This window comes from Bradyrhizobium neotropicale (assembly GCF_001641695.1).
Taxonomy (GTDB): domain Bacteria; phylum Pseudomonadota; class Alphaproteobacteria; order Rhizobiales; family Xanthobacteraceae; genus Bradyrhizobium; species Bradyrhizobium neotropicale.
In genome coordinates this window covers 166,092-187,712 of sequence record NZ_LSEF01000089.1, presented here as the reverse complement: position 1 = coordinate 187,712, position 21,621 = coordinate 166,092, and the positions used below count along the sequence as shown (strand labels likewise).

Annotated in this window: 17 protein-coding genes and 1 pseudogene; 5 read left to right on the top strand and 13 right to left on the bottom strand. The window is 64.7% G+C overall.

Annotation, left to right across the window (positions count from 1 at the left end; genetic code table 11):
- Positions 1-624: 624 nt before the first annotated feature.
- Positions 625-1,494 (top strand): VOC family protein, encoded by an 870-nt coding sequence (locus AXW67_RS28985; protein ID WP_245315768.1) that lies wholly within the window; start codon positions 625-627, stop codon positions 1,492-1,494.
- Between the two features lie 192 nt (positions 1,495-1,686).
- Here the strand turns inward: AXW67_RS28985 and AXW67_RS28980 are convergent, their stop codons facing one another.
- The 6 genes from AXW67_RS28980 to AXW67_RS28955 form a co-directional block, all read right to left on the bottom strand.
- On the bottom strand, positions 1,687-2,106 hold the full coding sequence (locus AXW67_RS28980) for a CBS domain-containing protein (protein ID WP_063680639.1): 420 nt from the start codon (positions 2,104-2,106) through the stop codon (positions 1,687-1,689).
- 115 nt (positions 2,107-2,221) lie between these two features.
- Positions 2,222-2,692 carry an aminoacyl-tRNA deacylase gene (locus AXW67_RS28975; protein ID WP_027552161.1) on the bottom strand — a complete coding sequence of 157 codons (471 nt, stop codon included), beginning with the start codon at positions 2,690-2,692 and terminating at the stop codon, positions 2,222-2,224.
- 202 nt (positions 2,693-2,894) lie between these two features.
- Positions 2,895-3,215 (bottom strand): hypothetical protein, encoded by a 321-nt coding sequence (locus tag AXW67_RS28970; RefSeq protein WP_027552162.1) that lies wholly within the window; start codon positions 3,213-3,215, stop codon positions 2,895-2,897.
- Between the two features lie 127 nt (positions 3,216-3,342).
- Positions 3,343-8,166: an NAD-glutamate dehydrogenase gene (locus tag AXW67_RS28965; protein WP_063680638.1), complete on the bottom strand. Its 4,824-nt coding sequence runs from the start codon at positions 8,164-8,166 to the stop codon at positions 3,343-3,345.
- Positions 8,167-8,477: 311 nt separating this feature from the next.
- Positions 8,478-9,296: a TIGR04222 domain-containing membrane protein gene (locus tag AXW67_RS28960; RefSeq protein WP_063680637.1), complete on the bottom strand. Its 819-nt coding sequence runs from the start codon at positions 9,294-9,296 to the stop codon at positions 8,478-8,480.
- Positions 9,297-9,300: 4 nt separating this feature from the next.
- Positions 9,301-9,855: a glycine-rich domain-containing protein gene (locus AXW67_RS28955; RefSeq protein ID WP_201723729.1), complete on the bottom strand. Its 555-nt coding sequence runs from the start codon at positions 9,853-9,855 to the stop codon at positions 9,301-9,303.
- Between the two features lie 173 nt (positions 9,856-10,028).
- Between AXW67_RS28955 and AXW67_RS28950 the strand changes: the two genes are divergently transcribed.
- Complete coding sequence (locus AXW67_RS28950) at positions 10,029-10,955, top strand: division plane positioning ATPase MipZ (RefSeq protein ID WP_063680635.1); 927 nt, start codon at positions 10,029-10,031, stop codon at positions 10,953-10,955.
- Positions 10,956-11,009: 54 nt separating this feature from the next.
- Here the strand turns inward: AXW67_RS28950 and AXW67_RS44445 are convergent.
- The 5 genes and pseudogenes from AXW67_RS44445 to AXW67_RS28930 all read right to left on the bottom strand — a co-directional run.
- Positions 11,010-11,513, bottom strand: a pseudogene (locus tag AXW67_RS44445) (LLM class flavin-dependent oxidoreductase); the annotation flags it as partial.
- A gap of 1 nt (position 11,514) precedes the next feature.
- Positions 11,515-12,033: LLM class flavin-dependent oxidoreductase (locus AXW67_RS44440; RefSeq protein WP_245315766.1), on the bottom strand; the 519-nt coding region annotated here is incomplete at its 3' end.
- Between the two features lie 37 nt (positions 12,034-12,070).
- Positions 12,071-12,718, bottom strand: a complete 648-nt coding sequence (locus AXW67_RS28940; protein ID WP_063680634.1) for a class I SAM-dependent methyltransferase — start codon at positions 12,716-12,718, stop codon at positions 12,071-12,073.
- A 62-nt stretch (positions 12,719-12,780) separates the two neighbouring features.
- The gene (locus tag AXW67_RS28935) at positions 12,781-13,236 is read right to left on the bottom strand and encodes an Rrf2 family transcriptional regulator (protein ID WP_063680633.1); all 456 of its coding nucleotides are present in this window, start codon (positions 13,234-13,236) and stop codon (positions 12,781-12,783) included.
- Between the two features lie 231 nt (positions 13,237-13,467).
- On the bottom strand, positions 13,468-15,486 hold the full coding sequence (locus tag AXW67_RS28930) for a YgiQ family radical SAM protein (RefSeq protein WP_063680632.1): 2,019 nt from the start codon (positions 15,484-15,486) through the stop codon (positions 13,468-13,470).
- A gap of 260 nt (positions 15,487-15,746) precedes the next feature.
- Here AXW67_RS28930 and AXW67_RS43345 point away from each other — a divergent pair, with 260 nt between their 5' ends.
- A complete protein-coding gene (locus tag AXW67_RS43345) occupies positions 15,747-15,890 on the top strand; it encodes a hypothetical protein (RefSeq protein ID WP_201723734.1) in 144 nt (47 codons plus the stop codon).
- Between the two features lie 7 nt (positions 15,891-15,897).
- Here the strand turns inward: AXW67_RS43345 and AXW67_RS28925 are convergent, their stop codons facing one another.
- Positions 15,898-16,563, bottom strand: a complete 666-nt coding sequence (locus AXW67_RS28925) for a GntR family transcriptional regulator (RefSeq protein ID WP_063680674.1) — start codon at positions 16,561-16,563, stop codon at positions 15,898-15,900.
- Between the two features lie 27 nt (positions 16,564-16,590).
- Positions 16,591-18,003 (bottom strand): FAD-binding oxidoreductase, encoded by a 1,413-nt coding sequence (locus AXW67_RS28920; RefSeq protein WP_063680631.1) that lies wholly within the window; start codon positions 18,001-18,003, stop codon positions 16,591-16,593.
- A gap of 177 nt (positions 18,004-18,180) precedes the next feature.
- Here AXW67_RS28920 and AXW67_RS28910 point away from each other — a divergent pair, with 177 nt between their 5' ends.
- Positions 18,181-19,065 carry a dihydrodipicolinate synthase family protein gene (locus AXW67_RS28910; protein ID WP_063680629.1) on the top strand — a complete coding sequence of 295 codons (885 nt, stop codon included), beginning with the start codon at positions 18,181-18,183 and terminating at the stop codon, positions 19,063-19,065.
- Positions 19,066-19,269: 204 nt separating this feature from the next.
- A complete protein-coding gene (locus tag AXW67_RS28905) occupies positions 19,270-21,600 on the top strand; it encodes a TonB-dependent siderophore receptor (RefSeq protein WP_063680628.1) in 2,331 nt (776 codons plus the stop codon).
- Positions 21,601-21,621: the final 21 nt, after the last annotated feature.

Sequence of the window (21,621 nt, the reverse complement as noted above, 5' to 3'; positions counted from 1 at the left end):
CCGACGCCGCAGCCGCCACATCCACCGCAGCCGATGCCGACGCCGCAACCACAGCCTCTGCAGGCCCTGCATCCTCCGCAACCTCTGCAGCCTCCGCAACCTCTGCAGCCACAGCCGCCGCATCCCCGTGCGACCTGTATGCGGTCACCGACGCTTTCATTGTCGAAGAGATGGAAGGTGGCGAGGCTGACGTCAGCGAGTTCTTCCTCGCTGAGCGGGCTCACCCCGCTGGGCACGAAGTTCGTCCTGTGTTGAACGTCGCCGGTCGGCACGGTCGACGCCAGTGCACTTCCCGCCAGCGAAAAAGTTAGACCGGCCACTCCCAGCGCCGGTACCGCGACATTGGTCACTCGCTTCTTTTTCGAAGCTTGCTTCGCCCGCTGCATGGCCGCATCCTCCAGTTGGAAGGATCTTGAGAAGATGATCCTACGCCGAGCAAACAAGGCAGGCAAGAATCACGCATACACGAAATGTAATGAGCTCGTTCAGATTGCATTCATCTTCATGAACGATATCGCGCAAATCCGTCGATTGCATCGAGTATCCGCGCTTGTAGAGCGGAGAGCAACGGATGTGGTTTGATGCAGTGCGCAATCGTCTACCCGCTTGAATGGGGACATTAGCTTGGTCGATCAACCCGGACGCTTCGCCTGGTACGAGCTTCTGACGACGGACATCTCGGGAGCAGCTGCGTTTTACGGCAAGGTCGTCGGCTGGGCTGCGAAAGATGCGTCGACGCCGGAACTGGCCTACACGGTGCTCAACGCTGGCGACGCTCCGGTCGTTGGGTTCATGGGGCTCCCCGAAGAGGGGCTACGAATGGGTGCGACGCCGAGATGGGTCGGCTATGTCGCCGTCGATGACATGGATGCGAAGGCCGCGCAGATCCGCCGTCTTGGGGGCGCCATTCTGGTGCCGCCGACCGACAGCAATATCGGCCGAATTTCGGTGGTCGCCGATCCGCAAGGAGCGACGTTTGCTCTGGTCACCGGACTGTCATACGGCCAGCGGCAGGCCTGCGGGTTGGACGAGCCCGGGCGCGTCGGCTGGCACGAGCTGCTGGCTGAAGACCGGACCAGGATCTTTCCATTTTACGGCGCGCTTCTTGGCTGGCAGAAGGCCTCCGCTGAAGCCGATCCGGCAGATCTGTACGAGCTGTTCTCGGCGGCCGGACAGACGATCGGCGGCATGCTCACCAAGCTTCCGAGCGTATCGCAGCCCTGTTGGCTCTACTACTTCAATGTCGACGACATCGGCGCGGCCGCCAGGCGCGTCAATGCTGGCGGAGGCCGGGTCCTCCAGGGTCCGATCGAGTTGCCCGATGGTTGCTGGATCGTGCGATGCGCCGATCCCCAAGGTGCCCTGTTTGCGCTGCAGGGAGCTTGGGATCAGAAGGGCGCCGAGCAACCTTCCGCCGCGGAAGTCAATTGGTCCGCCAGATGGGGTGGTGTTGCGTCACAGGGCAGGTTGGTCCTTCATAAGACGAAGCGCTAGGCCGGAACGTTTCGCGGGGCCGTCGACCCGATCAATGTCTGCATCCCACCAGGGAGCGTGCGACGGAGCACGCGCGCAATGGCACCAGCTCCTCACATTCATCAATCGAGCCGCGGATCATCCGCTGCCCGTTCGCCGGCCGCAGGGTCTGCGAGCGAGCCGGCGAAGTTCCGGAGACGGGCCCGCATTGCCTCAATGGTGGGCCGACACGCCCTTGACGCACTGGGTCAACAGATCAACGGTGGCGGATTGGCCGATATCACCCAGGCTGATCATGCCGACCATCCGCTTGCTCTTGTTGATCACGGGCAGCCTGCGGATCTTCAGCGTCTCCATGTGATGCACGGCTTTCGCCAGATCGTCGTCTTCCCGGCAACAATGGATGCCTTCGGTCATGACCTCCCGCGCTGTCATGCGCGCGACGTTGAAGTCCTTGCGCGCAAGGCCTTTGCAGACGATGTCGCGATCGGTCACCATCCCGATCAAATGATCGCCGTCGCCGATCGGAATGCAGCCGATGTCGTGCCCCTGCATCAGCTTCGCGATTTCGGTGATTGGGGTGTCGGGGCTGACCCAATCGACACCCTTGTGCATCACATCCTTGACCTTCATGGAGGACCTCCGTTGCGAACGCAGCCCCCGTGACGTGACTATATAATGAACCGGCCGCGACCGCACGCGTCGCCGCGACGAAGGTGTACCGGGATCATCCCGCCGTGATGCCGCATCAGTCGTGCATGCTGAAGCGCCCATGCGGTGCACTGGCCGTCAGGCGCGCGAACTGTGCATGGGTGAGCTGGAGCAGCGTCTCGTGATCGCCGGCTTCGATATAGATCTCGGGCTGGGCGCGGATGCTGTCATCGACGATGAGATCGAGCCCGTAGCAGCGGCCGACCGCCGGAACGGCTCCGTGCGCGCAGTCCGCGAACAGGCGGTTGATCTCGGTTTCGTTGGCCATGACGAGATCCTCGCCAAGCCTCTCCTTCAAGTCCGGCAGGTTGAGATGGTGCGATGCCGGCACGACCGCGAGCATATAGCCGCCGTCATGCCGCAGCACGACGGCCTTGGCGAGACGATCGCCCGAGACGTGGCAGGCTTGCGCCGTGCGCGCGGATGACATGGTGAGATCGTGCGGGATCTCGGCATACTGGATGTTCTCGGCAGCCAGATATCGGTGCAGTGTGGGGGCAATGGACATGGCGTAGCCTCCGGATGGGTATGCGAGCCATCCACCGTGAGGCTGCCCCCGCCGCACGATGGGCGGCCGCGTGATTGCCGGACTTCAGCATAGGCCTTGCCCTCGAATGCCGCAATCGGGTCGGACGTTCGAATCGCTCCGGGCGCGCCGTTTCCGCGTCGTTTGCGCCAATCGATTGTGACCTTGCTGCGCTTTCCGTGGCTTACGGGATCCTTGCCACGACGTTGGGCCGGTTCTTCTCGAGCCAGGCGACGGCCTCGGGTCCATCGACGACACACTCGAAGGTTTCCCAGGTTGGGTCCTCCAGGGATTCCAATTGCAGTCGCTTCGCCGCATACTCGACGAGTTCGTGCAGGCCTTCGTATCCCCGTCGGTGCTCGAGGGACTCTGCAATCGCCGAGCTGGTCCATCCGCGTTGGGCCAAATCGATGATGCTCGGAGCGTCAGCCTCGCTGAACCAGGGGGTGGCGTCGAACTCGATGCAGCGGACATTGTCGGCGGTATGGCAAGTGGCGTGGATCATTGGCTTCCTCCGTTCGCCGGCTGCAACATGCGCTCGCGTTGCGCTTCTCACATCGCTGCCTCGCAACGCGCTCTTTTTTGAGCATGATCTTTTCGGAAAACCGCTTCGCACTTTTCCGGATCATGCTTTAGGCTTTGACCAAATCCCCCAATAGGTTCGCCGCCACGGTCAGCTTGGCGAGCGTCAGGCCGCTTGCAGCAATTTCCTCGACCGAGCGGCGGATGCGGATCGCTTCGGGGTGCGCCGCGAGCCAGGTCTCGACCGCCTGCTGGCCGGACTGGCCGGTCGCCAGCATGTCCGCGGCCAGCCTCCTTTCGGCGCCGGCGATCTGCTCGACGGCGCGATCGATGGCCATGCGTTCGAAATAATCGTTTGCGGGCACGCCGCGTGCGGCGGCGATGATGCGGTCGAGACGGAAATTCGCCTCGGCGGCGTAGAAGGTCGCGGCGGCATCGCCGATCGGGCGGGTGGTGCGCTCGGCAACCGTCACGATGTCGGGTGCGGAGACCAGAGCGTCGAGATCGGCGAGCTCGCCGGCGAGGCCGGCCGGGACACCGGCCTCAGTGAGTTCCTGCCGCCGCTTGCTGCGCCCGGCCTGCAAGTCCGACGGCAGGGCGGTGTCGAGCCCGGAAACGATCTGGCGGATCGCCGGGCCGAAGCGCGCGACGACGGCCTCCAGTCCGTCCTTGAAATCGACATTGCGCACGTACCAGACCATGCGGGAGAGCAGCAGGTCCTGCACAGACGCATAGAGGGACAGCTGCAACTGCCCGTCGATGCAGGTGTCGAGTGCATCGATCGCGTCATTGAGCAACTTCAGTCCGTAGCATTCATCGACCGCCACATAGGCCATCACGATGGTCGGGATATCGGCGTCGGTTTCGTCGATCAGACGCACGACACAGGCCGGGCCGCCGCGGTTGATCACCGCGTTGGCGAGACTGGTCGCGATGATTTCTCGCCGTAGGCGGTGGAATTCGACCGCGGTCGGGAATTTGTCCTGAATCTCGCGCGGAAAATACTGCGACAGTTCGCGGGCGAGATAGGGATCATCGGGCACGCTGGTGACGAGCAGGTCATCGTAGAGGGTCAACTTGGCGTAGGCGAGCAGCACGGCAAGCTCCGGCCGTGTCAGGAACTGGCCGCGCCTCGTGCGCTCGGCGAGCGCTGCGTCGTCGGGCAGGAACTCCACCGCGCGGCTGAGCAGGCCGCGCTGCTCGAGCGATTGCATCAGGCGGGTGAGAAAGCCGGTCTCGGCCACGCCCTTGCGCTCGGCGAGCGAGAGCGCCAGCGTCTGCAGATAGTTGTTGCGCAGCACCAGCACGCCGACCTCGTCGGTCATCGCGGCAAGCAGGCTGTTGCGCTCAGCGGGACTGAGGCGTCCCTCGCGCTCGAGGCGCGCCAGCGCGATCTTGATATTGACCTCGACGTCGGACGTGTTCACGCCGGCCGAATTGTCGATTGCGTCGGTGTTGAGCTTGACGCCCTTCTGCGCCGCTTCGATGCGGCCGCGTTGAGTGACGCCGAGATTGGCGCCTTCGCCGATCACCCGGGCGCGCACGTCACCGCCCGCGATGCGGATCGGATCGTTGGCGCGGTCACCGACCTGATCGTCGCTCTCCCCGGAGGAGCGCACATAGGTGCCGATGCCACCAAACCACAGGAGGTCCGCGCGAGCCTTCAGGATCGCCGTCATCACCTCGAAAGGCGTGGCTTGCGGCTTGTCGAGCTCGAGCAGGGTGCGCACTTCCGGAGCGAGCGGGATCGCCTTGAGCTGGCGCGAGAACACGCCGCCGCCCTGCGAGATCAGCGACTTGTTGTAGTCCTGCCAGCTCGATCGCGGCAGATCGAACAGCCGCTTGCGCTCGGCGAAGCTGGTCGTTGGATCGGGCGAGGGATCGATGAAGATGTCGCGATGATCGAAAGCTGCCACCAGCCTCGTCGTCGGCGAGAGCAGCATGCCGTTGCCGAAAACGTCGCCGGACATGTCGCCGACGCCGACCGCGGTGAACGGCATGGTCTGAATGTCGGTGCCGAGTTCGCGGAAGTGGCGCTTGACCGCCTCCCAGGCGCCGCGCGCCGTGATTCCCATCTTCTTGTGGTCGTAGCCCTGGCTGCCGCCCGAGGCGAAGGCGTCGCCGAGCCAATGGTTCTTCTCGGCCGAGATCGCGTTGGCGACGTCGGAGAAGGTGGCGGTGCCCTTGTCGGCGGCGACGACGAGGTAGGGGTCGTCGCTATCATGCCGCAAGGTGGATTCGGGCGGCACGACGATGTCGCCGTCGAGATTGTCGGTGAGTTCGAGCAGCGAGCGAACGAAGATGCGATAGGCTTCGGTGCCCTCCACGAGCCAGGCGTCGCGATTGAGAGGCGGCGGCAGGCGCTTGGGCACGAAGCCGCCCTTGGCGCCGACCGGCACGATCACGGCGTTCTTGACCTGCTGCGCCTTTACCAGGCCCAGGATCTCGGTGCGGAAATCCTGCGGCCGGTCGGACCAGCGCAGGCCGCCGCGCGCAACCTTGCCGAAGCGCAGGTGAATGCCTTCGACGCGAGGTGAATAGACGAAGATCTCGTAGAGCGGTCGTGGCGCGGGCAAGTCGTCGATCCGGCGCGCCTCGAACTTGAAGGAGATCACCGGTCGCGGATGTCCATCCTCGCCGATCTGCCACAGATTGGTGCGAACGGTTGCCTGCACCAGATTGGTGAAGCGGCGCAGGATGCGGTCTTCATCGAGCGAGGCGACGGATTTGAGCTGCTCCTCGATCTCGGCAAGAAGGGCCGTCTCGCGTGCCGAACGTTCGCGATCCGTAAGGACGAGGCGCTGATCGAGGCGGGCCTGGAACAGCGCGACCAGGTTGGCCGTGATCGCGGCGTTCTTGCGCAAGGTCTCCCACATGTAATCCTGGGTGAACGGAGCGCGGATCTGGTGCAAATAGCGCGACAGCGCCCGGATCGTCGAGACTTCCCGCCAGCCCAGGGCGGTGCGCAGGATCAGTCCGTTATATCCGTCGGATTCGGCACGGTCGGTGACCACCGCCATGATCGAGGCTTCCAGGCGATGGCTGAATTCCGGGTCGATCTCGATGGGCTGGCCGTCACCGGTCTCGATCGTCATGTCGTGCAGCCAGACCGGCTCCGGCCGGTTACCGGGGACGATCTGATAGGTGCGCTCGTTGACCACGCGCAGGCCGTGATTCTCGATCACCGGCACGCGGTATGACAACGACAGCGGTGCGGCGTCCGAAAAGACCTTCAGGCCGAGGCGCCTCGGATCGTCCTCCTCGAAACGGTGAACCGAAATCGTGACCGGGCGGGCTGGCGTCAGCTTTTCGATGGTGGCGATATCGGCAATTGCCTGCTCCGCGCTGAAAATTTCGGTGTAGCCACCGGTAAAAGCCCGGGCATAACGGTTGGTGAGCATGCGCGCCCGCATACCATCGGTCGACGCAGTGAGCGCGGTCTTCAGCTTGTCGGCCCAGGTCGCGGCAATGGCGCTGATCCCAGCTTCGAGCGTGGCGTGGTCGACGACGGGAGTCTTGCCTTCATAGCGCCCGATGATGAAATGGACGCGCGCAAGCGCGCCTTCAGGGAATGACACGTAGGAAGCGGACAGGGTCCCCTTGTAGACCTGCGCCAGGAAGGCTCCGACGCGCGTGCGGACGTCGGTGTCGTATTTGTCGCGGGGAATGAAGGTGAGGATGGAGACGAAGCGATCGAACTTGTCCACCCGCGCCAGCGCCCGGACGCGCGGGCGCTCGTAGAGGATCAGGATCTCGATGACGAAATTGTAGAGCGTGTCGACGTCGATCTGGAACAATTCGTCACGCGGATAATCTTCGAGAATATGCATGAGCGCCTTGCCGGAATGGCCGTTCGGATCGAAGCCGGCCCGCTGCAGCACCCGCGAAATCTTGAGGCGCACATAAGGGATCTGCCGTGCCGAGCGGGTATAGGCGCCCGAGGTGAAAAGGCCGACGACGCGGAGCTCGCCTTCGAGCCGGCCGTCGGGCGAGTAGAGCTTGATGCCCACATAGTCCATCCGGATGCGGCGATGCACGCGGCTACTGACATTGGCCTTGATGACGATCAGCAGGGTCGGCTCGTGCATGAACTCGCGAATTTCCGACGTCATCACCACCATCTCGGTGCCGCGGCGCAGCACCTTCACGTCCGGATCGCGCAGGATGCCGAGGCCCTCGCCGGTCGTGATGTCGTCCGAGGCGTCGCTGTCGGGCGAGAAGCGATATTCGCGCACGCCGAGGAAGGTGAAATTGTCCGCGCACAGCCATTGCAGGAACTGATTGGCTTCGGCGACCTCGTCGATCGGCAGCGGCGGCGGATTGGAAGAGAACGTCTTGATCGCTTCCTCGACGCGGTCGCGCATGACGCGCCAGTCGGCGACGCAGGCGCGGACATTGTTCAACGTCCTGGTCAGGCCGTCGATCAGCTTCTGGCGGTCGGCATCGGCATCCAGGCGCGTGATGTGGAGATGAATCAGGCTTTCGCGCGCGCCCTTTGCCCCGTCCGGCAGTGCTTCCCCGTAGAAGCGCAGCAGCTTGCCCCCATCGTCGCGCTCCACGGCGATGATGGGGTGAGCGACCAAGGTGACTTCGATGCCCTGCTCGGCGAGCTCCGCCATGGTGGAATCGAACAGGAAGGGCATGTTGTCGTTGAGGATCTCGAGCACGGAAATCTCGCGCCCGTTCGGCAAGGTCGGATTGACGACGCGGATATCGGCGCTGCCGGCCGTGCGCCGCTGCACGTGCTCCCAGGCCTGCTCGGCAAGGAGGGCAAGCGAGGCGGCATCGTAATTGGCGAGATCCTCGATATTGGTGTAGCCGAACAACGGCTCGGCAAAGGCCCGGGGGCTCCTGCCCGCTGGCACGCTACCCGCTGCATCGCGGATCAGGGTTGCCCGGGCCTTGTCGTCACGCCACGCCATAATGTCCTCCATTTGCCGTGCCGTCCGACCGCAGGTGCAATCGTCAGCTTGATTTTGGAGTGCATCTCTTCAAGCGCCGCGATCGAGTGCTGCGCAGCCTCGAAGCTTCGGCGGCTTTCGACGACAATACTACGATCCCGGAGCGAAAGGCGCACGCTGTCGTGAGGGGTGCTGAATTTTTCCGACGACAGCAGGTGAGGCCGAGGTCGGCGTCGGCGGTCTGTCGAACCATTGGGGGCAGAAAAAATCACGAGAAATTTCAATTGTATATGAGTTCGTGGCCCTTGGACGCGGAGCGAACGGCAGCTCTCTTCGGCCGCCCTTCAACTACACCCGCCGCATCCGCCACCGCCGCCGCCACCACCACCACATCCGCCGCCACCGTCGCCACTGCCGCTCATCGTTTTCGATGCGGCATAGACCGACGCGTAGGGCGTGCCCGACAGCACCACGGCGCCGGAGAGCGCCACGGCGAGGACGAGCTCGTGATCGAGCGGCGCGCGCGAGGCCCGTGCGTGGGAGGACTTATACTTCTCCAGAACGTCCGCGCCGGCTCGCGTCCGCGTCGGACGCTGCGCGAGCAGGAACCCCGCAAAGGCCGTGAGCATCAGGAGGATGACCAGAATTCCGATCGGGTGATGCCGCGCCTCGCCGACAGCAGCCTTGATGAAACCTGTGCCGATCAGGAGCATGACGAAGGGCAGGAAGGTCATGCGGAAGGACAGCATCTGCTCGTCGGTCGGGCAATAGCCGATGTCCTGCAAGCGCGTTTGAATCCGCTCGACGAGTGGCCTGACCGCGGTCTGGAACTGCTGCCGTGTCATGCCGGGTTCGACCGGCAGATGTGTCGGCCGCCCCATCATTGTGCCCAGCGGCGTTTGATCAGTGACGGTGATCCTGTGATCCCTGAGTCCGATGGACGCAGCGTTCGCCGACATCAGGCTGAGCAGCGCGGCATCGCCGACGCGGCGTGCGCCACCGGAGAGATAAGCGAGCTCCAATGCGTTGAGTTTGCGGGCAGCGTGCGCGGCCGGGCCGATCCGCAGTCTGAGGCTGTAGCCGGCCAGGAAGACGATTGCCGCCATGGTCAGGTAGAACGTCAGGAACGGGCCGGCCGTCCAGTCGAACGGATTCAAGGTCATCAGTTCATCTCCTGAATAAACGTCGAATCCATGCCATGGGCTTTGGTATGATAAGCCAGCGGTTGCGATCGGTCACATGATAGCGTTGTCGTCCGAAGCGTAAGTGTGTCGCCGGCCACAGCTCCGGGGCAGGCGGCCCGAACACGCGCTCGTGCAGCGCCAGCGTTTCGGCATATTGCCGGCAATAGAGCGCCTGGGCCTCACTGCCGCCGGGAGTCGGATCGTGGTGCAGTGGCGCCTGCAGCCTCTCTCCGCACCAGACTGTCCAATAGTCGCGTGAATAGATCAGATGCTGGTGCCAGACCTCGTCGACGACCTCGCTCGGCGTGACCGGCGTCGGCGAGACGACGGCCAGAAAGCAGAAGCGGCGATAGGCATCGACAGCCGCGCGGGCCTCCTCGAGGCTCCAGCCATGGTCGCGCGCAAGCCGGCGGGTGAAGTTGAGCCGTGTGTCCGGCTCGAAATCATGCTGCTCGATACGTCGCCACAGCTCCTGCCGGGCGGCCGTCCAGACCGGCTCGTCGGACTGGATGTCGATCTTGAATTGCTCTCGCTGCAACCGAGGCTCCGGGATCGTCGATCATCATAATAGCACGGGATGGCGCGCCCAGGATGACGGTCGGATGACCGGCGCGTCCCTTGTTGGCCGGGGTCAATGAGGATCGGCTCGGAACCAGGCGTGGGTCGACCGCATTAGTCCTAAAGTGGAATCAGGTACTTATAAGGCCTGCGATGCTGCACGCGACACCAATCGCAGGGGCGGGATCGCCGTATGTCGTCGTCATCGGCAACGAGAAGGGTGGCTCGGGGAAGACGACGATGGCCATGCATCTGGCCGTCGCACTTCTGAAAGAGGGCCAGCGCGTCGGGACGATCGATCTCGATAGCAATCAGGAAGCTCTGACGCGCTACATCGAAAACCGGCGCATCTGGGCCTGGCATCGGCGGATCGAACTCGAACTGCCGTTGCACCGTCTGGTTCGGCGCGCCGAGGGCGCGATCTTGGAGGACAACGAAGTCGAGGAACTCGCCGCCTTCCAGGCGGCTGTTTCCGACCTCAAAAAGTCCGTCGATTTCCTCGTGATCGATACGCCCTCGACCGACACTTATCTGATGCGCCTTGCACATTTGGTGGCCGATACGCTGGTGACGCCCGTCACTGATAGTTTTCTTGATTTCGGCTCGCTGGCCTCGGTCGACCCCATCACGCAGGAGGTGAAGGGAACCGGTCACTACGCCGAGATGGTATGCGAAGCTCGCAGGTATCGGCGCCATTTCGACCAATGCCAGACCGATTGGGTCGTCCTGCGCAATCGCTCGGCGCGGGGCCGACTGCCGTATCCCAACATTGCCGAACTCGGCATAAGGCTGGGGCTCAGAGATATCCGAGGCTGCGCCGAGCGCGTCGTGTATCGCCAGCTTTTCCTCTCTGGCCTCACTGCTCTCGATGCGCTGGACGAGACGACCTTCGGCGCCAAGCCGGGTCAGTCACACCGACTGGCTCAGCAGGAGATGCACGATCTGATTGGCCTCCTGAACCTGCCGATCACCGAGCGTGTCCGCCGCAGGGCCGCCGCCCGAAAGGAGTGGTTTGCATCGGCGGGCGCGCCACTCGACATCGATGATGTACTGCTTGATCAAGTCGTGTCGCCGAATTGACTTGAACCCATTGCGGCTGCACACGTGCACTTGCCATGGGCATGCCATTCCGCTTCAGCGCCACCCGAGCGCCGGCGCAATGTGCGTCAAAATCGCCTCGATCGCATGCGCGCAGTAGGCGACGCCGAGTTGGTTGGGGACGGTCAGCAGCAATGTGTCGGCCTCGGCGATCGCCTCGTCTTTGCGGAGCTGCTCGATCAGCACATCCGGTTCGGCGGCATAGCTGCGGCCGAAGATCGCGCGGGTGCGCGGATCGATGAAGCCGATCTGATCCTCCTCCGCGCGTCCGCCGCCGAAATAGGCGCGGTCGCGATCGTCGATCAGCGCGAAGATGCTGCGGCTGACCGATACGCGCGGCTCGCGCGTATGGCCGGCTTCCTTCCACGCCGCGCGATAGGCGCGGATTTGCGCGGCCTGCTGCACATGGAAGGCTTCGCCGGTCTCGTCGTTCTTGAGCGTCGAGCTTTGCAAATTCATGCCGAGCTGTGCCGCCCAGACAGCGGTCGCGTTCGAGCCGGCGCCCCACCAGATCCGCTCGCGCAGGCCTGCGGCATGTGGNCTCGAGCCGCAGCAGGCCGGGCGGATTCGGAAACATCGGTTGCGGATTGGGCTCGGCAAAACCTTCGCCGCGCAGCAGGTCCAAAAAGACTTCCGCGTGGCGCCGGCCCATGTCGGCGTCGCTCTGGCCGTCGGCCGGCTGATAGCCGAAATAGCGCCAGCCATCGATCACCTGCTCGGGCGAGCCGCGGCTGATGCCGAGCTGCAGCCGTCCGCCGGCGATGAGATCGGCGCTGCCTGCGTCCTCGGCCATGTAGAGCGGGTTCTCGTAGCGCATGTCGATCACGGCCGTGCCGATCTCGATGCGGCTGGTCCTGGCGCCGACGGCGGCGAGCAGGGGAAAGGGCGAAGCGAGCTGGCGCGCGAAGTGATGGACGCGAAAATAGGCGCCGTCGGCGCCGAGCTCCTCCGCTGCCACGGCGAGCTCGATCGATTGCAGCAGCGTATCCGCGGCCGAGCGGGTCTGCGACTGCGGCGAAGGCGTCCAATGTCCGAACGAGAGGAATCCGATCTTCTTCATGCTGGCAATCTATCTGTGTTGGAGGAGCAGGGACGCATCAGGCGTAGGCGACCCAGCCGCGGAAGGTGAACCCAGTATAGAACAGGGTCGTGTCCGAGAAGCCCGCTTCACGCAAAATCACTTCATCTTGCTCGGGCGTCAGGATGCTCAATCGCTTGCCGACCGCATCTTGGGCGGCCACCGCCTTGTCAGGCTCGACACCGGATGCGGCCAGGAACGCGGAATATCGCGAGAGCCAGAGCGGCCGCTCATCGGCGCCACCGACGATGCTGAAATGGGCCGCCACGAACGGCGCGCCCGGCTTGAGGCGGCGGCGGATTTCCGATGCTATTCGCAGACGTTCCTCGACATCAACGAAGTGCAGGGTCAACAGGCACGTGGCGCCATCGAACGGCCCCTCCGGCGCATCGTCGATATAGCCTCGGTGGAGATGCGCGCGCGAAGCGAGCGGACCCAACGTTTGCCCGGCGAGGTCCAGCATCGGCGCGGACGGGTCCACGCCATCAAAGGTCCAGCTCGGTTGCGCCTGCGCGAAAGCCTTCAGCTCCAGGCCGCCGCCGGCTCCGAGGACGAGTATTCGCGCATCTTCATGCGCACGCTCGGCCAGAAGGATCGCCGCCATGGACAGCATGGAATTGTAGCCGGGAACGAACCGCGGCGGTCCTTCGGTATATTTCGCCACCATTTGCTGTTCGGCGAACGCGTTTTGAATGTCGTTCACGATGTCGTCCTACTCGATGAAGCCGATCATGCGTGCGCGCTCATGCCATGAAGCTTGAGGGACCCGAGGCGCTTGCGCAGATCATCGCTCAGCATCGCCAGCGTCACCTCGCCAAAGCGCGACAGCAGCAACGCCTCCGCATCGCCAAACGCCTGATCGAGTGCGGCATTGACGGCCTGTTCGACGAGGCAGTCCGGCGCTTGCGTCCTGCTGCCCATGGCCAGAAGCGGCGGACTGCCGAGCGCGGTGTAGACGTCGCGAAGCGTCAGCTTCGAAAGATCGCAAGCCAACGTCCAGCCGCCGCCGTGCCCCTTCTCGGACCGGACATAACCGAGGTCCCGCAGGCCCGCCATGATCCGGCGGATCACCACGGGATTGGTGTCCATGGCCTTCGCCAGCGTCTCGGACGTGAAGGGACCGGGCTGCTGCGCCATGTGCAGCAGCACGTGGAGGACTCCCGACAATCTGCTATCTCGCCTCATGTAACTTCATATGTTGCGTGATGAGACGAAGGTCAAGACATCCCTCGCGCGAAGGATTCTCCCCGTTTGTCGTCATGCTCCTGAAATTTACCCGCCCTCTCAATGGCTTCGCCGGAGGCACGCGGCATCAGGCCGGCAGCCGCCGGCTACTTTGCATGGGGTTGTTTTCGATATTTTTGTTGTAGGGGCACGAAAGCGTCAGGCCGGACCTGATCGCCTCTCGCTTACCCGCTACTTCATCAACCGCACGCCCTTGGTCGTGAAGCGCTGCGTCTTGCCGCCCGGCCGCAGCGGCCGGCGCGTGCCGGCGGCCTTGCCGGTGCCGGGCGGCTGGTGCGCGGGGACGAGCTGGTGGGGCTGCGAGCCGATCAGATCGGCGCGGCCCATCTCCTTCAGAGCCTCGCGCAGCACGGGCCAGTTGTCGGGGTCGTGATAGCGCAGGAACGCCTTGTGCAGGCGGCGCTGCCGCAGGCCCTTGATCGCCTCGACCTTGTCGCTGCCGCTGTGCCGCACGCCGCGCAGCGGATTGACGCCGGTGTGGTACATCGCCGTTGCGGTCGCCATCGGCGAGGGCAGGAAGGTCTGCACCTGGTCGGCGCGGTAGCGGTTCTTCTTGAGCCAGAGCGCGAGGTTCATCATGTCCTCGTCGGTCGTGCCCGGATGCGCCGCGATGAAATAGGGGATCAAATAGTATTTCTTGCCGGCCTGCTCGGCGGCGGCATCGAACATCCGCTTGAAGCGGTTGTAGGCGCCGATGCCCGGCTTCATCATCTTGTCGAGCGGGCCGCGCTCGGTGTGCTCCGGCGCGATCTTCAGGTAACCGCCGACATGATGGGTGACGAGCTCCTTGATGTATTCGGGGCTCTCCACCGCGAGGTCGTAGCGCACGCCGGAGGCGACCATCACCTTCTTGATGCCCTTGGTCTCGCGCACCTTGCGATAGAGGCGGATCAGATCGTCATGCGAGGTGTTGAGGTTCGGGCAGATCTCGGGGAAGACGCAGGACGGCCGCCGGCACGCCGCCTCGACCTTCGGATCCTTGCACGCCATCCGGTACATGTTGGCGGTGGGACCGCCGATGTCGGAGATCACGCCGGTGAAGCCCGGCGTCTTGTCGCGGATCTTCTCGATCTCCCGCAGGATCGAGCCTTCCGAGCGATTCTGGATGATGCGCCCCTCGTGCTCGGTGATCGAGCAGAAGGTGCAGCCGCCGAAGCAGCCGCGCATGATCGTCACCGAGAACTTGATCATCTCCCAGGCGGGGATTCTCGCTTCGCCATAGGAGGGATGCGGCGCGCGCGCATAGGGCAGGTCGTAGACCGCGTCCATCTCCTCGGTGGTGAGCGGGATCGGCGGCGGGTTCAGCCAGAGATCGCGATCGCCGTGGCGCTGCACCAGCGGCCGCGCATTGCCGGGATTGCTCTCCCGGTGCAGCACGCGTGACGCGCGTGCATAGGCCTCGCGATCCTGTTCGACCTGCTCGAGCGCCGGCAGCCGGATCACGGTCGCGCCTTTTTGGCGCGATGCGCCCTCGTCGGCGGAATCGAGATCGTCGGCGTGCAATTCGGCGTAGTCTTCGGGCACGCGGCGGAACAGCGCAACGCCCCTGACGTCGTCGAGTTCGCGCGGTGCTTCGCCCGCGGCGAGTCGCTGCGCCACCTCGACGACGGCGCGCTCGGCATTGCCGTAGAGCAGAAGGTCAGCCTTGGCGTCAGCCAGCACCGAGCGGCGCACCTTGTCGGACCAGTAGTCGTAATGCGCGATCCGGCGCAGCGAGGCCTCGATGCCGCCGAGCACGATCGGCACATCCTTGAACGCCTCGCGGCAGCGCTGCGCGTAGACGATGGTGCAGCGGTCCGGGCGCCCGCCGCCTTCGCCGCCGGCCGTATAGGCGTCGTCGTGGCGCAGGCGGCGGTCCGCCGTATAGCGGTTGACCATGGAATCCATGTTGCCGCCGGTGACGCCGAAGAACACGCGCGGCCTGCCGAGCGCCTTGAACGGCTCGGCCGAATGCCAGTCGGGCTGCGCGATGATGCCGACGCGAAAGCCCTGCGCCTCCAGCAGCCGGCCGATGATCGCCATGCCGAAGCTCGGATGGTCGACATACGCATCGCCCGTCACCAGCACGATGTCGCAGGCGTCCCAACCGAGCGCCGTCATCTCGGCGCGGCTCATGGGGAGGAACGGCGCTGGCTTGCCGGGCCGCGCCCGGGCGATCAGGGGTCTTTCGGCGGTGATTTGGGTGTCCATGGCGCCTACGCATAAGGCTGCGGACCGGCGAATTCAACCGACGGGCGCGTGATAGATCGCGGTTCTGGGCAGGCCTTGCGCAGGCGGTTCCCTGATCGTGGCCCCAGGAACCAACTGCTTCCGCGAACATTCTGGTTAAGGGTTCGACGCGAGCCCGGATTGCGCGCACTGCCGCCATGTCAGCGCCCATGCCTGCAACCGGATTTCGCCTGAATGTTCGTCTGGGGCGAGGGGGAGCTGTGAGTACGGTGATAGAGAACTTGCTGGCGCGAAAGCAGAAGCTCGTGGAGCAACTGGATCAGGCGCAGGCGGTCGAAGAGCGCGACAAGATCGAGCACCAGCTCGAACAGATCAATACCGCACTCGATTTTCTGGATCGGCCCGAACCCAAGGACGGGCGGTAACGGCCGCTCAGTCCACCTTCAACGCGCGCGCATAGGCCACGCCCGAATTGGTGATATGCGTCGTGATCAGCGTCTCGAAAGCCGCGAGCTCGCCGCGCCCGAACAAATCGAGCAGTCTGCAATGCTCGTCGAACGACGTGCGGGTCCTGACATCGATCGGCGAGGTGAGGTTGGTGCGCAGCGCTGCGACGCGGCCCGAGACGAGCTGGTAGGATTCGACGAGATAGCGATTGCCGCAATGCGCGAACAGCGCCTCGTGAAAAGCGGCATCGGCGCGGCCGTAGGCGATGTTGTCCTTTGCCGCGACCGCAGGCTCCATCGCTGCGATCGCGGCACCCATCGTCGCAATTGCGCCGTCGCGGTCGTGACGAAAGGCGAGCTCGGCGGCCTTCGGCTCGATCGCGATCCGGAAGGTGCAGAGCGCGGTGATGTCCTCGGCGCTCGGCGTGAAGACGAAGCTGCCGACCTGCGGCCTGATCACCACGAGGCCCTGTGCCTGCAACTGCCCCATCGCCTCGCGCACCGGCGTGCGGCTGACGCCGAAGGAATTCGCCACCATCTCCTCGGAGATCGCAGCGCCGAGCGCGAACTCGCCGTCGACGATGGCCTGACGCAGCCGCAGCATGACCCGCTGCGACAGCGATTTCGGCGTATCGAGCTTCAAGGCTCTCATCGGCGCTCCCATGGCGCTACCGGCCGGTCAGATCACCTTGCCGGGGTTGAGCAGATGGTCGGGATCGAGCGCGGCCTTCAGCGTGCGCATCAGCGCGATCTCGGCCTCGCTCCTCGCATGCCCCAGCCACTTCTTCTTCAGCGTGCCGATGCCGTGTTCGGCGGAGACGCTGCCGCCCATCTCGCGCACGAGGCCATAGATGATCGCGTCCATCTCTTCCTTCGGCTGGCGCTCGACGGAGAGGCCCGTTACCCAGGAGACGAGGTGCAGGTTGCCGTCGCCGATATGGCCGTAATAGACGCTCTCGCATCCGGTGATGCCCTGCGCGAGCGCCGCCTTGCAGCGCGTGGCGAACTCGTCCATCCGCGCCACCGCAAGGCCGATGTCGTAGGAAATGTGCGGCCCCAGCACCTGGCCGAATTCGGCGCAGATGTCGCGCACCCGCCAGAACGCCTGGGTCTGCCCCAGCGATTGCGCCACCGCGGCGTCAGCCAGCATTCCGCGCTCCATCAGCTCTTCGAGCCAGTTTTGGAAGCGCGGCGCATCGATGCTCTCCTCCGTGCCCTGCGCCTCCACCAGCACGTAGAGACCGTGGCCTGCGGCGACCGGCGGCTTCACGCCGGCGCGCGCCGTGATCACCTCCCAATAGTCCGGCCACATCACCTCGAACGCCGACAGCAGCGGGCCGAGCCCGCTGCGGGCGGCGCCGAGCAGCTCGATCACCGCGGCATAGTCCTTCAGCGCGCAGAGCGCCGCCATGGTCGAGCGCGGCTTCGGATAAAGCCGCAGCACTACGCGGGTGATGATGCCGAGCGTGCCTTCCGAGCCGATGAAGAGATGCTTCAGGTCGTAGCCGGCGTTGTTCTTCATCAGCTTGTTGAGATTGGTGATGATGGTGCCGTCCGGCAGCACCACTTCGACGCCGAGCACCAGTTCGCGCGTCATGCCGTAGCGGATCACGCGGTTGCCGCCGGCATTGGTGGAGAGATTGCCGCCGATGGCGCAGGAGCCGCGCGAGCCGAGATCGAGCGGGAAGAAGAAGCCGGCCTCGTCGGCGGCCTTCTGGATCGTCTCGAGCGGCGTGCCCGCCTTTACGGTCATCGTCGCGGAGGCACTATCGATCTCCTCGATGCCGACCATGCGCTCGAGCGAGATCGCGACCCAGCCCGGCTCGGGCGAGGCGCCGCGGCAGAGACCGGTCAATCCGCCCTGCGGCACGAATGGCAGCCGCGCCTGCCGGCAGGTCGCGATCGCATCGGCAACGCCTTGCGCATCGACCGGGCGGATCACGGCGAGCGGCGTTTGCGGCAGGCTCGCGCTCCAGTCGTTGCAATTGCGCGCGGGGACCTCCGCGCCGGTCAGCACGGCCGCCGCGCCGAGCTTGTCGCGCAGGGCGCCGAGCAATTGGAGGGGGCGGTCGGCTGGGGGCACCATGTCCATGCAGCACCTTCTTAAGGTCGGCCGGAGCTCATTGAGCGGGAGCGAGGCGAGGGGAATTGCGTCGTTCTTGTATGTAAGGTACAAGATGAAAAGTAAAGCAAAAACAAGCCTCGCTCAAGCTCTGAAGATCGTTATGAATCAGGGACTTACGCCGAGGCCGCAGCAATGGGTGGTGTCATGACCGAGGCAATTCGCGGATTCTGGGTGGCGGCGGCGACGCCGCTGACGTCGGAGGGCGGTGTGGATCACGCCCGGCTGGCGGCGCATGCCCAGCGGCTCTTCGGCAAAGGCGTCGATGGCGTCGTGCTGTTCGGCACCACCGGTGAGGGCACCTCGTTCAATGTCGCCGAGCGGGTCGCGACCGTCGAGGCGCTGCTCAAGGCTGGCGTCGCGGCCGAGCGGATCGGCATTGGCGGCGGCTTTCCCGCGATCAGCGACAGCATTGCGCTGACGCGCGGCGTGCTAGGCCTCGGCTTGCGCCACGTGCTGTTGCTGCCGCCCTATTTCGATCGCAGCGTCACGCCCGAGGGGATCGAGGATGCTTTCGCCGCGGTCATCGATGCGGTCGCCGACGAGCGCCTGCGTGCCACGCTCTATCACATCCCGCAGGTCTCCGGCGTCGCGATCCCGACCTCGGTCGCCGCGAACCTGCGCAATCGCTACGGCAAGCTGGTCGCGGGCTTGAAAGATTCCAGCGGTGACTTCAAGCAATTCCTGGCGTTCCGCGCGGCCGCGCCCGAGCTCGCCATCACCGTCGGTAACGAAGCCGACATCGCCCGCGCGATCGCGCAAGGTGGTGCCGGCACGATCTGCGGCATGGCCAACGTCGTGCCGGAGCTGGTCAAGGGCATGATCGACGGCGCTGACGTCGAGGCGCGCATGCAGGCCGCAGTCGACATCGTGGTGAAGACGCCGTCCTTCCTCGCGACGCTGAAAGCGATCCTCGCGGCGCAGACCGGCGACGCAGGCTGGCTCCGCGTCCGTCCGCCGCTGCGCGCGCTGTCCGACGGCGCCGCGCCCAAGCGCAAGCTCGATGAGCTGACGAGTCCGGCGATCGCGTGAGCTCGCGCAGCGCCGCGACACGTTGCCGCGCATTCGCGTGTTGCGTGCCGCGATCGGTACCCATCGATGACTGCCGCGCGGTGCCCATCTGCACTTAGAACGATTCAACACTAGAGGGATTCAAGTTCCTCTACGGTTCTCTCCATCTCCGGCGACTGCTAGAGGCGCACACCTCGACGTCCCTGACTTGGAAGTGAATCGAAAGTGCGTGCCTATGTGGATGGCCAGCGCGTCTGCTGCCATCGAAACCGCGCCGGCAAGAGCCGTGCGAGTCTTCTCTTCGGAGCAGCCGTCCTGCTCGCCGAATGTCCCGCCACCACGACGACCGCAGAGGCGCAAGCGGCGCTGCCGCCGGTGACGGTGGATGCACCGACGCAGCGGCCCAAGCCGGCGCGCGCGTCGGACGCCGCGCAACGCCGCACGCAAACCGTCGCGCGCCAGCGCAACAGCGGCGCCCCGCGCGCCACTGAGCCGACGCCGTCGGAGCGCGCCGCGGCGGCTGCCGCCGCGCAGCAAGCCGCAAAGCTCGGCTATCGCGCGATGCCGAGTTCGACCACGCTGCGCAGCGGCGCTTCGCCGCTCGACACGTCGCAGGCCGTCAACGTCGTGCCCGAGCAGGTGCTGAAAGACCAACTGCCGCGCAACCTCGACGATGCACTCGGCAACGTCTCCGGCATCACCCAGGCCAACACGCTCGCCGGCACGCAGGACGCAGTCATCCGCCGCGGCTTCGGCGACAACCGCGACGGCTCGATCATGCGCAACGGCATGCCGCTGGTACAGGGGCGCAGCCTCAATGCCGCGGTCGAAAGCGTCGAGGTGCTGAAGGGGCCGGCCTCGCTGCTCTACGGCATCATGGATCCCGGCGGCATCGTCAACACCATCAGCAAGCGCCCGGAGCTCGATCAGCACGGCTCGGTGACGCTGCTTGGCTCGACCTATGGCGGCTCCAAGAGCGGCGCCGATGGCGTGTTCGACATCACCGGCCCGATCGGCGATCAAGGTCTTGCCTATCGGTTCATCGGCTACGGCGTCAGCGAGGATTACTGGCGGAATTTCGGACGCCACCGCGAGATGCTGGTGGCGCCATCACTGGCCTGGTACGGCAAGGACACCACGGTTTACCTCAACTACGAGCATCGCGAGTTCATCTACCCGTTCGATCGCGGCACCGCCTTCGTCAACGGCGCTCCGCTGGCAATCCCGGCGACGCGCCGGCTGGATGAGCCCTTCAACAACATGTGGGGCACCTCCGACCTGATGCAGGCCTCGGTCGAACACCGCCTCAACCAGGATTGGAAGCTGTTTGCGGCCTACAGCTACAACACCGAGACTTTTAGTGCGAACCAGCTCCGCATCACCGGCGTCAATGCCAAGACCGGCGTCGAGACGCGCAGCAATGACGGCACGCAAGGCTCGCTCAGCAATTCGAGCTATGGCACGTCCTACATCTCGGGCAATTTCTGGCTCGGCGACATGCGCAACGAGGTGCTGTTCGGCGGCGACGGCCAGTATCGCACCATCTATCGCGACAATCTGATCCGGCAGGCGACCCCGTCCTTCAACTTCTACAATCCGGTCTACGGGTTGATCGGGCCAGGTACGACGGTGTCGCCGACCGACAGCGCCCAGACCGACAAGCTCGGCCAGTGGTCGCTGTTCTTCCAGGACACGCTGCACCTGACCGAGCGGTTCGCGCTGGTCGGCGGCGTGCGCTACATGGACTACGATCAGCTCGCCGGACGCGGAAAGCCGTTCATCACCAACACCAACGTGTCGGCAGATGCGGTGCTTCCGCTCGGCGGCGCCATCTTCAAGCTCACCGACGAGCTTTCGCTCTATGCAAGCTACACGCAGTCGCTGAAGCCGAACTCGACCATCGCTCCCTTGAGCAATGGCGGCGGCGTCGTACTCGGTTCGAACATCGCGCCCGAAGAGGGGACGCAGTACGAGACCGGCCTCAAATTCGACCTCAACAAGCGCCTGTCCGGCACGCTTGCGGTCTACGACATCGAGAAGCAGAACGTCCTGGTCAGCCAGCTCAACACCGCGACCAGCCTCAACGTCTATACGGCGGCCGGCAAGGTCCGCTCGCGCGGCGTCGAACTCGACGTCACCGGCAGGCTCACCGACAATTGGAGCATGATCGGAAGCTATGGCTATACCGACGCGCGGGTGACCGAGGACCCGACCTACGCCGGCAAGCAGTTGCAGAACGTCGCCATGAACACGGCCTCGCTCTATCTCGTCTACGATTTCGGCACCGTGCTGCCGGGCCGGCTTCGGCTCGGCGGCGGCGCGCGCTATGTCGGTGACCGGCCTGGCGACGCCCTGAACACGTTCGTGCTCCCGTCCTATGCGGTCGCGGACATCTTCGCGACGTATGAAACGAACTACCAGGCCCTGCCGGTCATCTATCAACTGAACGTCAAGAACCTGTTCGACACCGTCTACTACCCTTCCGCCAATAACAATCTGGGCGTCGCCGTTGGCGATGCGCGGCGTGTGTCGCTGTCGGCGACGGTGAAGTTCTAGCCATGGCGGTGCGGCATAAAG